The sequence below is a fragment of the Micromonospora sp. NBC_00362 genome (genome assembly GCF_026342155.1).
Lineage (GTDB): Bacteria > Actinomycetota > Actinomycetes > Mycobacteriales > Micromonosporaceae > Micromonospora > Micromonospora hortensis.
This window is the reverse complement of the sequence record NZ_JAPENH010000001.1, coordinates 4,685,300-4,700,168: the sequence shown is the minus strand read 5'-3', so window position 1 is coordinate 4,700,168 and position 14,869 is coordinate 4,685,300. Positions and strand designations below refer to the sequence as shown.

Here is a 14,869-nt window from a genome sequence, read left to right as displayed (position 1 = left end):
ACTGCAAGATCGGCGGGGTGGGGGCGGGGCGCGCGGGGGCGGGGCGCGCGGGGCGGGGTTAGACAGGGTTGGGGGTTCGGGCCAGGCTTGCGTAGATGTCGATGAGTCGCTTGGTGACCACGTCGGGGTGGAAGGTGCTCTCGTAGCGGGCGCGGGCGCCCAGGGTCAGCCCGGACGCTCCCGCGCGGGCGACCGGCAGGGCGGCCGCGAGCGCGGCCGGCTCCGGGGCGACCACCCAACCGGCCTCGCCCAGACCGATCCCCGCCGGCATGGCTGATCCGCCGCCGCCCCCGGCGACCGCGGAGGCGTTCTCGGCGGGCCCGGTGCCGGCGGGCTCGTGCGGGGCGTCGGCCCCGACCAGGTACGGAATGCCGCCCAACGCCGTACCGAGCACCGGCCGGCCGTTCGCCAACGCCTCGATGATCACGGTGGGCAGCACGTCGTGCCACATCGCGGCGGCGATCACCACAGCGCTCGCCTCGACCGCCGCCTGCACGCCGGCCCGGTCGAGCTGACCGAGGTAGACCACGTCGGGTCGCTCGGCGGCGGCTGCCTCCACCAGCGGGCGCAGCTCGCCGTCACCGGCCACCCGCAGCGTGCCCAGCGAACCCACCGGGTGCCGACGCCAGGCGTCCAGCAGCAGGTCGACGCCCTTCTCCGGAGAGAGCCGGGCCATGTAAAGGAACCCGTCGCCCAGCGGCGCCGGCCGACCCGGATCGGGGACGGAGTTCGGCTTCACCACGATGCGTTCGTCCGGAATGCCGTAGTCGCGGAGGTGATCGGCGATCGCCGAGGTGAGCGCGATGTACCGGTCCACCGAGCGCCAGGTGCCCCGGTGCACGGCCAGGGTGGTCGCCATCAGCGCACTCTGCACGGCCGAGTCGCGGTAGCAGCGGTGCTTGATCGCCGGCACACCCAACGCACGACCCTTGCAGTCCTGACAGATCACGCCGTCGCGGAAGTAGATCCCCGACGAGCAGACCTGCCGGTAGTTGTGCACCGTCTGCACCACCGGCACGCCGTGCCGGTGCGCGGTCCGCACCACCCACGGCGAGATCAGGGGGTACGGGTTGTGCAGGTGCAGGACGTCCGGTCGGTGCTCGGTGAGCAGCCGGCTCAGGTCGTGCTGGGCGCGCGGCGCCCAGATCGGCGAGATCGGCAGCAGCGCCTTCGCCGCCTTCGACATCGACGGGATCTCGTCCGAGCTGCGAATGAAGGGCAGCACCTCCACGCCGGCGGCGGTGAGCTGCGCGATCTCCGAGTCGACGATCGTGTTCTCACCGGAAGGCTGGGCTTCCCGGTACCGGTTGTGTGCCACCACGATTCTCACGGAGCTTGCCTCTCGTTCGCGATTGCGGGACTCGCAAGCTCATTCCTCACGCTCACGGGAAAGAAGGCTACCGTTGTGTCGTGCCCGAACTACCGGAGGTTGAGGCGCTCGCGGGTTACCTGCGTCAGCGCGCGGTGGGGCGGCGCGTCGATCGGCTGGAGATCGCCGCGATCAGCGCCCTGAAAACGTACGAGCCGGCGCCGACCGAGGTCGCCGGCCGGGCGGTGGTCGACGCCAGTCGGCACGGAAAGTTCCTCGACGTCCTCTTCGAGGGCGGCCTGCACCTGGTGGTGCATTTGGCGCGAGCAGGCTGGCTGCACTACCGGGAGGCGTTCCCCGCCACCACCCCGCTGCGTCCGGGCAAGGGCCCGATCGCGGTGCGGGTACGCCTGGACGACGGTTCCGGCTTCGACCTCACCGAGGCCGGCACCCAGAAGAAGCTGGCCGCGTATCTGGTCACCGACCTCGCGACGGTCCCCGGGGTGGCCAAGCTGGGCCCGGACGCGCTCGCCGCGGATCTGCCTCTCTTCGCCGAGCGGCTGCGGAGCAGGCGGGGGCAGGTCAAGGGGGTGCTGACCGACCAGTCGGTGCTGTCCGGGGTGGGCAACGCGTACTCCGACGAGATCCTGCACGCCGCGAAGCTGTCCCCGTTCGCGATCACCGATCGGCTCACCGACGCCCAGATCGCCACACTGCACGCCGCGACCCGACAGGTCCTCGGCGACGCGGTAGAGCGGTCCCTCGGTCAGCGGGCCGCGGAACTCAAGGGCGAGAAGCGCTCCGGGCTGAAGGTGCACGCCCGCACCGGGCTGCCCTGCCCGGTCTGTGGGGACACCGTGCGCGAGGTGTCGTTCGCCGACTCCAGCTTGCAGTACTGCCCCACCTGTCAGACCGGCGGCAAGCCACTCGCTGACCGTCGGTTGTCTCGCCTCGTACGGTGAGTAATTGCACTTCAGGACTACGGAGCGGAATCGCCCTCAGTGAGCGGAAGCTCCGGTCCGCCCTTCTCGCCACGCGCGCATCCATCGGTATAGTGGCCCGGTCCCCGGCTTCTGAAATGGTGCGGAGCCGGCCAGATCCCGCCAGCACCGGCGGTCGCCAATCTCCTTCGGGGCGACGACCGGTCGGAGGCCGCGTGGGAGACTGGGACGGTGGGCGACCCGGGCCTTCACGCCGAGTGAGCGGCCCGTGTCATGCGGGAGGACATGGGTGAGGTGACGGCAAGCCTCCAGCGCCCGGTAACCAACGAAGGCCGGAGCAGACTCGTGCGGCACGTCGACAGCTTCGAGATCCAGCCGCCGACGCCGCCGTCCCACAACGGCGTCCCTCGGTCGGCTTGGACGAGGGCGCGACGCCGTGTCTCCCGCTGGCACCGCCCCTACATCGCGATCCTGCTGCTGCTCGACTTCGGCGCGGCGGCGTTCGCCAGTTGGATCGCGATCCAGCTGTTCGACCAGGCCGCCTCCGGGTTCTCCGGCACCCAGCAGGACCCGACGTGGTTCCACACCGTCTCCTACCTGCTGCTCCCGCTCGGCTGGGTGGTCATCCTCTGGAGCAACCGGGCCTACGACCGACGCTATCTGGGGCTCGGCCCGGACGAGTTCAAGCGGGTCATCCGGGCCGGGGTGACGGTCGCCGCGAGCGTCTCGTTCCTCGCGTTCGCCACCAAGACCGAGTTGTCCCGCTGGACGGTCGGCACGGCCCTGCTCGGCGCGCTGCTGTTGATCCTGTGGGGCCGTTTCGTGGCCCGCTGGGCGCTGCACTACATCCGGCGGCGGGCCGGCCAGGCCGCTCACCGGATGGTGCTTGTCGGCACCCTGCCCGAATGCCTGGAGGTCTACGCGGCGGTCACCCGCAGCCCGGCCGCCGGGCTGATGCCCGTCGCCATCCACATCACCGACGGGTACGCGGCGGCCAGAGGCATGCCGACCCCGGTTCCGGTGTACGCCGGACGCGACGTCCTGGCCCTGGTCCGTGAGGTCGGCGGGGACACGATCGCCGTCTGCGGATCGGCGAGCGCGGAGCCGGGCGAGTTGCGCCGGCTGGCCTGGCAGTTGGAGGGCTCCGGCGTCGACCTGGTGGTCGCCCCGCAGCTCACCGACATCGCCGGCCCTCGGGTGCACATCCGGCCGATCGAGGGTCTGCCGCTGCTGCACGTCGAGGAGCCGACCCTCTCCGGGCCGGCGCTGCTGGCCAAGAACCTGATGGACCGGGTCGCGGCCGGTCTCGGCCTGCTGCTGCTGGTCCCGCTCTTCCTGGCCATCGGCGTGGCGATCCGGATCTCCGACCCAGGGTCGGTCTTCTTCCGCCAGCCCCGGGTGGGGCACGAGGGGCGCACGTTCCGGGTGTGGAAGTTCCGGACCATGTACGTCAACGCCGAGGACCGGCTGGCCAGCCTTGTCGATCGGAACGAGACCGACGGCATGCTGTTCAAGATGAAGGAGGACCCTCGGGTCTTCCCGGTCGGTCGCTTCCTGCGGGCCACGTCGCTGGACGAGCTACCGCAGCTGATCAACGTGCTGTGGGGCGAGATGTCGCTGGTCGGGCCCCGCCCGCTACCGGCCGACGACGGTGACTTCCTCGGTGACGTGCGGCGCCGACTGCTGGTCCGCCCCGGCATGACCGGGCTGTGGCAGGTCTCCGGCCGCTCCGACCTGTCCTGGGACGAGTCGGTCCGACTGGACCTCTACTACGTCGACAACTGGTCGCTCGCGTACGACCTGAGCATCCTGTGGCGGACCGTCGGGGTGGTGCTCGCCCGCAAGGGCGCGTACTAGAGGGTTGGCGCTTCGGCTCGTAGGGGCGAGGATCGCTGCGTGGCTGCCAACCTCTCCGCCGTGGTCGGCGTCGTCTCACTCGTCACCGCGCTGACCGCAGCCCTGCTGGCGGTGCTGCGGTTGCGGGCCCGCCGTGGCATCGCGACGGCCACCCAGCGGGCCACCTACGAGGTGCTGCACACCGCCGGGCTGGCCGCCGAACCGCTGCGAGCGGGGTTGAGCGAGGCGGGCGCGGCGAAGGCCGTACGGCATCTGCGGGCGCTGGTGGGCGCGGTCGGGCTGGCGCTCACCGACGCCGACCGGCTGCTGGCCCTCGACGGGCGCGGCACGCACCACGGAGATCAACTGCTCGCGGCGGCCCAGGGGACGGTGGACAGCGGCCGCTCGACGGTGCTGGGTGAGCAGGAACTGCACTGCGACCGGGTCGACTGCCCGGTCCGCGGGGCGGTGGTCGCGCCGTTGTTGGCGGCGGACGGCCGGGTGGTGGGCGCGCTGGTGGCGGTCGCCGACAGCCCGCCGCCTCCGGGGTTGGTGCAGGCCACCCTGGAGACGGCGCACTGGGCTGGCAACCAGCTCGCCCTGGCCGAGCTGGACTCGTCGCGGGAGCGGCTGGCCCGCGCCGAGATCCGTGCGTTGCGGGCACAGATCAGCCCGCACTTCATCTACAACGCGCTGACCGCGATCGGATCGTTCGTCCGCACCGACCCGGAGCGGGCCCGGGAGCTGATCCTGGAGTTCGCGGAGTTCACCCGCTACTCGTTCCGGGCGCACGGGGAGTTCACCACGCTGGCCGAGGAGCTGCGGTCGATCGACCGCTACCTGACCATCGAGCGAGCCCGGTTCGGCGACCGGTTGCAGGTGCGGTTGCAGATCGCCCCGGAGGTGCTGCCGGTGACGCTGCCGTTCCTCTGCCTCCAGCCGCTCGTGGAGAACGCGGTTCGCCACGGGTTGTCCCGCAAGCCGGGCACGGGCATGGTGAGCATCGAGGCCCGGGACGCGGGAGCCGAATGCCACATCACGGTGGAGGACGACGGAGTGGGAATGGATCCGACGACGCTGACCGCCGGCATCGCCGAGCTGGCCCGCGGCACCGGCGACCCGGGCGACGACACGGGCCAGCACGTCGGCCTCTCCAACGTCGACGAGCGGTTGCGCTCGGTCTTCGGGGACCGGTTCGGCCTGGTCGTGGAGACCGGGTTGGGCTCGGGCACGAAGGTGAGCATGCGGGTGCCGAAGTTCCACCCCGGCGTGCGGGCAGGCTCGTGAGCGAGCGGACCGGGACGGGTGCGGTGAACGCGTCCGGTTTCCTGCGCGTCCTCGCGGTGGACGACGAGCCGCCCGCGCTCGACGAGCTGGCGTACCACCTGCGGGCCGACCCCCGGGTGGCCCGGCTGCACACGGCCGGCGACGCCACCGAGGCCCTGCGGCTGCTGCGCGACGGCGACGTGGACGTGGTCTTCCTGGACATCCGAATGCCCGGTCTGGACGGCATGGAGCTGGCCCGGGTGTTGCGCCGCTTCGCCCGGCCACCGGCGATCGTGTTCGTCACCGCGTACGACGACGGCGCGGTGGACGCCTTCGATCTGGGCGCCACCGACTACGTACGGAAACCGGTGCGCGCCGATCGTCTGGCCGAGTCGCTGCGCCGAGTGATCGGCTCGCGGGTGGTGCCGTCGCACCCGGCGGCGCTGGCCCGCGCGGAGGAGGACCCGACCATCCCCATCGAGTTGGCCGGCACCACCCGGATGCTGCCCCGTTCGGCGGTGCGTTGGGTGGAGGCGCAGGGCGACTACGCCCGGTTGCACACCGCGGAGGGGTCGCACCTGGTGCGGGTCTCGCTGGCCACACTGGCGGAGCGCTGGGCCGATGCCGGTTTCGTCAGGGTGCACCGGTCGTACCTGGTGCAGTTGAAGTTGATCGCGGAGTTGCGGCTGGTCAACTCCGGCTACGTGGTGGTGATCGACTCGACCGAGCTGCCGGTGAGCCGGCGGCACACCCGGGAGCTGAAGGACAAGCTGGTCAGGGCCGCGAAGCAGGATTGGAGTCGCTGAGCCGGGAATGGATGCAGCCCTACCGTACGTTGTACGCTAGTCCGTACGACTTCCGGGAGGCGCTGCCGTGACCGAGACCCCGTTCGACGCCGAATCCGAGTTCGACGGCCAACTCGACCGACTGGTGCAGCTCGGTTACCCCGCCCTCGCCGGGATGACCGAGAGCACCTTCCGCGACCTGGTCGCGCCACTGCGGGCCAGGGCGGTCGAGGGCACCGCCGGGCTGCCCGCCCCCACCGACGCCCGGGTGCCGTTCCTGCTGGTCACCACCCGGGACCTGATCGGTGTGCCGGAACGGGTGGAGCTGGCCACCCTGGCCGGCAAGAGCAAGCCCGGCGTCGTCGACCGGAACTACGCCGAGGACGACCTGCCCCGCTTCGACCCGATCAAGGAACTGGAGGTGCCGGCCGGTCCGGCGTACCTGCTCTTCGACGTCGACCGCGGCGAGGAGTACCGCAATCTGGCACCCGCCACGGCCATGGAGGGGATCACCGCTCAGGGCCGGTTGCCGCTGAGCATCGACGAGGGGCTCGCCTTCATCACGCTGCACCCGGCCGCGCTGGCCAGCAACCGGTGCTTCTCGCTGGTCGGCTCCCGGTGCGGCGACAAGCGGGTGCCGGCGCTGTGGATCAGCCAGGGCGCACCCAAGCTGGGCTGGTGCTGGTACGGCAACCCGCACACCTGGCTCGGCTCCGCCTCGGCCCGGCCGGAGCGCATCGGCCTGGAGTAACGCAGGCGGTCCACATCGGAGGCCCGACCACCCGGGCAGTTCCGCAGCCATAGCCGGTGACCTATTCTCCGGGTGCCGATCCGTACGGGGCGCCGGGCCGGTGCGGGCGGAGCCTGCTCAGGCCGCCCCACCCGCCTTCACATTGGGACATCAATGCAATTATTCCGAGCCCGCCGCACTTTGCTGGCCGGTGCCGTTGTGGCAGCACTTGTGCTGCCCGGCGCCACCCCGGCCCAGGCCGCGGAGACAGGCGCGGTCAACGGACGAGTGACCCTCAGCTCCGGCACCGCCGCCGCCGACGTCTTCGTGCAGGTATATCCCGCGGGCGACTACGAGAGCGTCGGTTCCACCACCACCGACGCCGACGGCAACTACAGCATCGCGGGCTTGGCTGCCGGCTCGTACACCGTAGGTTTCGTCCCGTGGCCCCGACCCGAGCAGTACCACCACCAGAAGACGCAGTTGTCGGACGCCGACCCGGTGACCGTCTCCGCCGGAGCCACCACCACAGTCGACGAGGAACTCTTCGCCACCGGCGCTATCACCGGCCGGATCGTCGACAGCGCCGGCGACCCGGTGCCCGACCTCAGCATCAATGCCAATGAGGTCGACACCTACAGCTGGGCCGGTGGTCGCACCGACGGGGACGGTCAGTTCACCATCTACGCGTTGCCAGGCCGCTACCGGGTGAGCTTCAACCCGATCGAGGGCTCCTACCAGAGCCAGTACGTCCCGGGGCAGCTCGACGAGGTGGGCGCGACCGTCTTCGAGGTGAAGGTGGACACGACGACCGAGGTGAACGAAACGGTGCTGCCGGTGGGCGGGCTCACCGGTCGGTTCACCACCGCCACCGGCGCGCCGCTCGCCAACGCTCAGGTCGACATCACCACCGCGAACATGTACGGCGGAGCGTGGACGGAGACCGACGCCGAGGGCGAGTTCAGCGTCCAGGTGCTCCAGGGCTCGTACAAGGTCGGCGTGATCGCCGGTGAGCGGCAGCAGTACTACAAGGGCAAGCTGACCGCCGAGGACGCGAACGTGGTCCAGGTCCGTGGCGGGCGGCAGACAACCATCGCGGACAGCCTCGTCGGCACCGGGTCTGTCGCCATCTCTGCCGTCGATTCGGTGACCGGCGCGCCCGTCGCCAACTTCTGCATCGACGCGAGGTGCAACAACGGCAGCGGCACGGTGACCGTCACCGGCCTGCCCCAGGGTCGCCACGACCTCTACCTGTACGCGCCGGACAAGTTGTACTTCTCCCGCGACCTGACCCGCGTGCGCGTGGAGGCGAACGGCACCACCAAGCTCACCGTAAAGATGCGACCGGGTGCGGTCATCACCTCCACAATCGTCGACAGGCAGACCGGCGCACCAGTGCGGGATGTCTGCCTGGACGCGTTCCTGCCCAAGCAGGCCGCGCTCAAGGACGGCTACGGCGAGTGCAGCGACCGCAACGGCCGGATCACGGTGGGCCCGCTGATCGGTGGTGACTACAAGCTCTTCGCGGTGCCTCAGGAGGATGTCTACGGTCGCCAGTGGGTGGGCGCCGACGGCGGGACCGGCGACGAACGGCAGGCCGTCTCCGTCGTCGCCACCGTGGGACAGGTGACAACCGGCCCCCAGGTCAGGATGGATCGGGCCGGCAAGGTCACCGGCACGGTCACCGACACGAACGGCAAGCCGCTCACCACGGTCGACATCTCGGTGCTCACCGGTCACCCCGGGGTCGGAGCCCAGGACGCCAGCACCGACGAGCGCGGCGTCTACACCATCGAGCGGCTCGGTCCGTACGCCTGGCCCCTGGTGTTCAGCAGCTACTCGTATGCCAGCCAGTGGTCCGGCAACAAGACGAGCCGCTTCAGCGCCACCCCGGTGACCGTCACCGCCGGTACGACCGCCACCCAGGACGCCCAGCTCGACCAGGGCGTCGCGCTGACGGGCACCTTCCGCACACCCGACGGCACCCCGTTCACCGGTGGGTGGGTCATTGCTCGCAGCGTCGACACCGGCGACATCGCGGGCAGCGGCTCGATCACCGACGGCCGGTTCACCATGCGACTCAAGGGGCCGCAGCGGGTCTTCTTCACCTACAACGCCTACCTCGGCGAGGACCACCAGGTCGACGGTCGCTACCTGGTGACGCAGCCGGACGGCACCCGCGTGTTGGAGAGGTTCACCGTTCCGGCCAGCGGCAGCATGTCCGTGGACCTGGTCGTACCGACCAGCTGACGGATCGACACGGCGGGGCCGGTGGCACTGTGCCACCGGCCCCGCTGAGTCGGTTGTCCACAACGAGCCTCCGGAGTTCCCCCACGCCAGCCGGCATGATCACCGAGTTATCCACAGCCGTGGCCGGTTCTCCACAGGTTATTCACAACGCAAACCACTGATCTCCACGGCCGCTCCCTACAGTCAGGACCCATGAGCGCACGCCGGGTACTGGTGGTCGAGGACGAACGGACCATCGCCGAGTCCATCGCCGCCCGACTACGGGCCGAGGGTTTCACAGTGGAGATCGCGGCGGACGGGCCCAGCGCGGTCGCCCAGTTCCACGCCGCACAGCCGGATCTCGTCGTCCTCGACGTGATGCTGCCGGGCTTCGACGGCCTGGAGGTGTGCCGCCGGATCCAGGCCGACCGGCCGGTGCCGGTGCTGATGCTCACCGCCCGCGACGACGAGACCGACCTGCTCGTGGGGCTGGCGGTCGGCGCGGACGACTACCTCACCAAGCCGTTCTCGATGCGGGAACTCACCGCCCGGGTGCACGTCCTGCTGCGTCGGATGGAGCGGGCCGCCGCCACTCCCGCGCCGCCCGCCATCCGCCTCGGCGACATCGAGATCAACGAGGCGGAGCGACGGGTCCGCCGGGCCGGGGCGGACGTGCACCTCACCCCGACCGAGTTCGACCTGCTGGTCCACCTCGCGGGTCGACCCCGCACGGTGCTCCCCCGGGAACGGCTGCTCGCCGACGTCTGGGGATGGGGCGACGGGAGCGGCACCCGCACGGTGGACAGCCACATCAAGGCTCTGCGCCGCAAGCTGGGTGCCGACCTCATCCGCACTGTGCACGGGGTCGGCTACGCCTTGGAGCTGCCGTCATGACGACGACAGTGCTCACCCGGCTGGACCGGGTGCTGGAGCTGCTGCCCCGACCGCTGGACCCGGTGCGCTCGATCAAGCTGAAGCTGGGTGTGCTGCTGGTCGCCTCCGGGGCGGCCGGGCTCGCCTACTTCTCGTACGGCATCGGCTGGCCGCCGCCGATCACCTCGGCCACCGCCATCGCCGTCGCCCTGCTCACCTCGCAGGTGCTCGCGCACGGCATGACCTCGCCGTTGCGGGACATGACGGCGGCCGCCGGTGCGATGGCCCGCGGCGACTACACACGTCGGGTGCGCGCCACCTCCCGAGACGAGGTCGGCGAGCTGGCCCAGGCGTTCAACAAGATGGCCGAGGATCTGCACGCCGCCGACCAGCGCCGACGTGAGCTGATCGCCAACGTCTCGCACGAGCTGCGTACGCCGATCACCGCTTTGCAGGGCGTGCTGGAGAACATGGTCGACGGGGTCGCCGATCCCGAACCCGCGGCGCTGCGTTCGGCGTTGGCCCAGACCGAACGGCTTGGGCACCTCGTCGCCGACCTGCTCGACCTGTCCCGACTCGACGCCGGGGTGGTGCCGCTGCGGCGCGTACGCATCGACGTGGGGGACTTCCTCGACGAGGCCGTGGAGCACGCCACGGCCAGCGCGTCCGGCGCCGGCCTGGACGTGCGCTTTGAGCTCCGCGACCTGCCGACACCGCTGACGGTCCACGCGGACCCGTGGCGGCTGCACCAGGTCTTCGCGAACCTCCTGGACAACGCGGCCCGCCACAGCCCACCCGGCGGCGCGGTACGGGTGTGCGCCGAGGAACACGGCGACCAGCTCCGCTTCGAGGTGAGCGACGAGGGCCCGGGCATACCGCCGGACGAGCGTTCCCGGGTGTTCGAGCGGTTCACCCGCGGCGACCGGTCGGCCGGCGGTGGGACCGGGCTCGGCCTGGCCATCGCCCGGTGGGTCGTCGAACTGCACGGCGGCCGGATCGGTGTCCTCGATCCCGCCGGACCAGATCGGGGTGACCGGCCCGGCTGCCGCATCCAGGTCACCATCCCGTGTGACGGGCCATACCGAGAAGAGGCCGCATGACCAGCCCCGGCAGCATCCCCCTCCCGGCCACCGGGCCGACCGGGCCAACGCAGGTCGCCCCAACCGTCAGGCCCGGTCCGGGCGCATCGCCGGCCCCCGGTCGGCCCCAGGCCGCACCGCTCCTGCCCCGGCCACCATCGATGATCGCGCGGCGCTGGCCGGGGCCATCCGGCGACGCGGGTCCGATGGTGCTGGTGGCGTCGACGGCGGCGGCGGTCGTCGGCGCCTCGGCGCTCACGACGGTTCGTCCGGGCCTCGGCTGGCTGGTCGCCGCGTTGGCCGGCACGGCCGCCCTCACCACAGCCGCCGTCGTCAGGCCCCTGACGTCCTCCCCGTTCGCGGCCCGCACCGAGCCGACCGAGCCCGGCACCGCAACCGGCGCCGAACCCGCCCGTCCCGGTGCCACGGGGGCACCGGGACGGGTGGCGCAGGTCGCCTGGGCTGCCGCGACGGTCGCCTTGATCGCCGTCGGCACGTTCCGGGCCGCCGGTTGGCTCTTCGCGCTCTGCCTGATCGCAGCGGTGGGGGCCGGGACGCTCGCGGTGACCGGCGGGCGAAGCCCACTCGGAATGCTTGTCGCCGTGACCCTGCCACCCGCCGCGACGGTACGGGCGCTTCCGTGGGCGATACGCGGAGTGCGCACCAACCGCTCGGCGGGGTCGGGGGTCGGGTTCGGACGCATCGTGACCAGCCTGGCGGTCTCCGCCGTCCTGCTGACGCTGTTCGGGCTGCTCTTCGCCTCCGCCGACGCGGTCTTCGCCAACCTGGTCGGCGGGCTGCTGCCCGACATCGGCCCGGCCGGTGTGATCGGCTGGTTGCTGCGGCTGACCCTGATCGGCGGTGGCCTGCTCGGCGGCGCGTACCTGGTCACCCGCCCACCCGACCTGGAGGGCCTGCGACCGGCGTCGTCACGGCCGGCCCACCGGCTGGAGTGGACCCTCCCGCTGGTGTTGCTCGACGCCCTCTTCGCCGCGTTCGTGCTGGTCCAGCTGACAGTGTTGTTCGGCGGGGCGGGGCACGTGCTGCGGACGGCCGGGCTCACCTACGCCCAGTACGCCCGCGGCGGGTTCTGGCAACTGCTCGCCGTCACCGCACTCACCCTGCTGGTGATCGCGATCGCCGCCCGCCGAGCGCCGAAGGCCACCCGGAGGGACCGTCTGCTGGTCCGCGTACTGCTCGGCACACTCACCGCGCTCAGTCTGGTGATCGTCGCCTCGGCGCTCTACCGAATGCAGGTCTACGCCGACGCGTACGGAGCCACCCGGCTGCGGCTCGTCGTGTCGACTGTCGAGATCTGGCTCGGGCTGCTCTTCGTCCTGGTCGGGGTTGCCGTGGTGCGGCTGCGGGCCGAATGGCTCCCTCGGCTGGTGGTCGGCACCGCGGTACTGGCGCTGCTCGGGTTGGCCCTTCTCAACCCGGATCGCCTGATCGCCGAACGGAACGTCGCCCGGTATCTGGAGACCGGCCGGTTGGACGTCAGCTACCTGTCCGGGCTGTCGGCCGACGCCGTACCGGCTCTGGACCGGCTGCCCGAGCCGATGCGCTCCTGCGCGCTGGGGCAGATCGCGGCCGAGCTGCCCCGGGACGGGTTCTGGGCGGTGAACCTCGGCAGGGAACGCGCCAGGCGGGTTCTCGACACGACCCCGGTGAGCGCCAGCCTGACCGACTGCCTCGGGTTGCAACGCTGGTGAGCGCTTGACAATCGCGTACGGCGGGCGAGACTGCCGGGGTGGCCAAGCAACTCCCCGACGTGGGGTCGAGCGGTGCGGTACCGCCGCCCCGGCGGTCCCGGATCGTGCTGGCCGAGATCACCAGGCAGGACACCCGCGCCGAGCGGACCCGCGCCGAGCTGGCCCAGCAGACCCAGGTCGGCGAAGCGCTGGTCCGCGGCCTGGTCCGGGCCCAACTCGCGCTGGCGCTGCGGCTGTCCCTGGTGGTGGCCATCGGTTTGGGTGGGCTGCCCTGGCTGTTCGCGATCGCGCCCTCGCTCGGCCGGACCACAGTCGCCGGCGTCAACCTGCCGTGGCTGCTGCTCGGGGTGGCCTCCTTTCCGTTCCTGATCGGGGTGGGCTGGGCGTACGTGCGGCTGGCCGAGCGCAACGAGCAGGACTTCACCGACCTGGTGCAACGGCCGGAGCGCTGAGTGGGCAACGACTTCGTGGTCCCGGCCATCGTGGCGGTCACCCTGGTCACCGTCGGGATCGGCTTCTACGGGCTGCGGTTGGCCCGAACCACTTCCGACTTCCTGGTGGCGTCCAGGGCCATCAGTCCCACCTGGAACGCCGCCGCCATCGGCGGGGAGTACCTGTCAGCGGCGAGCTTCCTCGGCATCGCGGGGCTGGTCCTCAAGTACGGCGTGGACGTGCTCTGGTACCCGGTCGGGTTCGCCGCCGGCTACCTGGCCCTGCTGCTCTTCGTGGCCGCGCCACTGCGCCGCTCCGGGGCGTTCACCCTGCCGGACTTCTGCGAGTTGCGGTTGGGCTCGCGTCGGCTCCGCATTCTCGCCACCGCCTTCGTGATCTTCATCGGTTGGCTGTACCTGGTGCCGCAACTCCAGGGCGCCGGGCTGACCCTGGCCACTGTGGCCGGCTCCCCGTACCCCCTCGGCGCCCTGCTGGTGGCGGCAGTGGTCACCGCGAACGTGGCACTGGGCGGCATGCGCGCGATCACCTTCGTGCAGGCGTTCCAGTACTGGCTCAAGCTGACCGCCCTCGCCGTACCGGTGATCTTCCTGGCCCTGCAGTGGCAGGCCCACGGCCGCCCGGCGGTGACCCCGCCCGACGGGCCGACGTTCCGGGCCGCGACCACCGTCGTGGTCGAGCACCGCGCGACCCTCACCCTGCCCGACGGTGACATCCGGGAGGTACGCCCCGGCGACGAGTTGACCTTCGCTGCCGGTGATCCGGTGCCGGACGTCTCCGGAGTGGCCACCGATGCCAACGACTGGTTGCTGCCCAGCGCCGCCGGTGACGACGACCGCGGCCTGTTCGCCACGTACTCGCTGATCCTGGCCACCTTCCTGGGCACCATGGGCCTGCCGCACGTGCTGGTCCGCTTCTACACCAATCCGGACGGCGCGGCGGCCCGTCGGACCACGCTGGTCGTGCTGGCCTTGGTCGGCGCGTTCTACCTGCTGCCCACCCTGTACGGGGTCCTCGGCCGGATCTACACCCCGCAGTTGCTGCTCAGCGGCCAGACCGACGCGGTGGTGGTGCTGCTACCCGAAGCGGCCCTGGGTGACGGCCTGGCCGGGCGGCTACTCGCCGCGCTGGTCGCCGCGGGCGCCTTCGCGGCGTTCCTCTCCACCTCGTCCGGCCTGCTGACCAGCGTCGCCGGGGTGATCTCGACGGACGTGCTCGGTCGAGGGTCGGTACGCGGGTTCCGGCTGGCCACCGTCATCGCCGGTGGTGTGCCAGCGGTGCTGGCGCTGCACGTCTCCGGGCTGGACGTCTCGCAGGTCGTCGGGCTGGCCTTCGCGGTCGCCGCGTCGAGCTTCTGCCCGCTGCTGGTGCTCGGCATCTGGTGGCGCGGGCTGACCGACGTGGGCGCCACCGCCGGCGTGGTGGCCGGCGGCGGCGCGGCGATCGGCGCGGTGCTGGTCACAGTGCTCGGGCCACCGCTGTCCGGCTGGCCGGCCACGCTCATCGCGCAGCCGGCCGCCTGGACGGTGCCACTGGCCTTCACGGTGATGGTCGCCGTGTCGATGGCGACCCGCCGGCGGGCCCCGGCCGACGTCGCCGCCACCATGCTCCGCCTACACACCCCGGAAGCCCTCCGCATGCAGTGATCACCGCTGCGAC

At 71.5% G+C, this 14,869-nt stretch carries 12 protein-coding genes; 11 read left to right on the top strand and 1 reads right to left on the bottom strand.

What is annotated here, in order from left to right; all coding sequences use genetic code 11:
• Window positions 1-58 precede the first annotated feature (58 nt).
• Window positions 59-1,330, bottom strand: a complete 1,272-nt coding sequence (locus tag OG992_RS21620; RefSeq protein WP_266304145.1) for a glycosyltransferase — start codon at window positions 1,328-1,330, stop codon at window positions 59-61.
• A gap of 80 nt (window positions 1,331-1,410) precedes the next feature.
• Between OG992_RS21620 and OG992_RS21615 the strand changes: the two genes are divergently transcribed.
• The 11 genes from OG992_RS21615 to OG992_RS21565 all read left to right on the top strand — a co-directional run bounded on the left by OG992_RS21615 (window position 1,411) and on the right by OG992_RS21565 (window position 14,856).
• Window positions 1,411-2,271, top strand: a complete 861-nt coding sequence (locus OG992_RS21615) for an Fpg/Nei family DNA glycosylase (RefSeq protein ID WP_238687553.1) — start codon at window positions 1,411-1,413, stop codon at window positions 2,269-2,271.
• 264 nt (window positions 2,272-2,535) lie between these two features.
• On the top strand, window positions 2,536-4,107 hold the full coding sequence (locus OG992_RS21610) for a sugar transferase (protein ID WP_238687694.1): 1,572 nt from the start codon (window positions 2,536-2,538) through the stop codon (window positions 4,105-4,107).
• A 39-nt stretch (window positions 4,108-4,146) separates the two neighbouring features.
• Entirely contained in the window at window positions 4,147-5,373 is a 1,227-nt protein-coding gene (locus OG992_RS21605; RefSeq protein WP_238687554.1) for a sensor histidine kinase, read from the top strand.
• Between the two features lie 23 nt (window positions 5,374-5,396).
• Window positions 5,397-6,158, top strand: coding sequence for a LytTR family DNA-binding domain-containing protein (locus tag OG992_RS21600; RefSeq protein WP_088950711.1), 762 nt, complete (start codon window positions 5,397-5,399; stop codon window positions 6,156-6,158).
• A 67-nt stretch (window positions 6,159-6,225) separates the two neighbouring features.
• Window positions 6,226-6,888 (top strand): DUF5701 family protein, encoded by a 663-nt coding sequence (locus OG992_RS21595; RefSeq protein ID WP_266304144.1) that lies wholly within the window; start codon window positions 6,226-6,228, stop codon window positions 6,886-6,888.
• A 198-nt stretch (window positions 6,889-7,086) separates the two neighbouring features.
• On the top strand, window positions 7,087-9,117 hold the full coding sequence (locus tag OG992_RS21590) for a carboxypeptidase regulatory-like domain-containing protein (RefSeq protein ID WP_266304143.1): 2,031 nt from the start codon (window positions 7,087-7,089) through the stop codon (window positions 9,115-9,117).
• A 192-nt stretch (window positions 9,118-9,309) separates the two neighbouring features.
• The gene (locus tag OG992_RS21585; protein ID WP_238687557.1) at window positions 9,310-9,990 is read left to right on the top strand and encodes a response regulator transcription factor; all 681 of its coding nucleotides are present in this window, start codon (window positions 9,310-9,312) and stop codon (window positions 9,988-9,990) included.
• A complete protein-coding gene (locus OG992_RS21580; protein WP_238687558.1) occupies window positions 9,987-11,069 on the top strand; it encodes a cell wall metabolism sensor histidine kinase WalK in 1,083 nt (360 codons plus the stop codon). The genes OG992_RS21585 and OG992_RS21580 overlap by 4 nt, the downstream gene beginning before the upstream one ends.
• A 185-nt stretch (window positions 11,070-11,254) precedes the next feature.
• Window positions 11,255-12,760, top strand: a complete 1,506-nt coding sequence (locus OG992_RS21575; RefSeq protein WP_266304142.1) for a DUF4153 domain-containing protein — start codon at window positions 11,255-11,257, stop codon at window positions 12,758-12,760.
• Between the two features lie 38 nt (window positions 12,761-12,798).
• Window positions 12,799-13,212, top strand: coding sequence for a hypothetical protein (locus tag OG992_RS21570; protein WP_238687560.1), 414 nt, complete (start codon window positions 12,799-12,801; stop codon window positions 13,210-13,212).
• Entirely contained in the window at window positions 13,213-14,856 is a 1,644-nt protein-coding gene (locus OG992_RS21565; protein ID WP_266304141.1) for a cation acetate symporter, read from the top strand.
• Window positions 14,857-14,869: the final 13 nt, after the last annotated feature.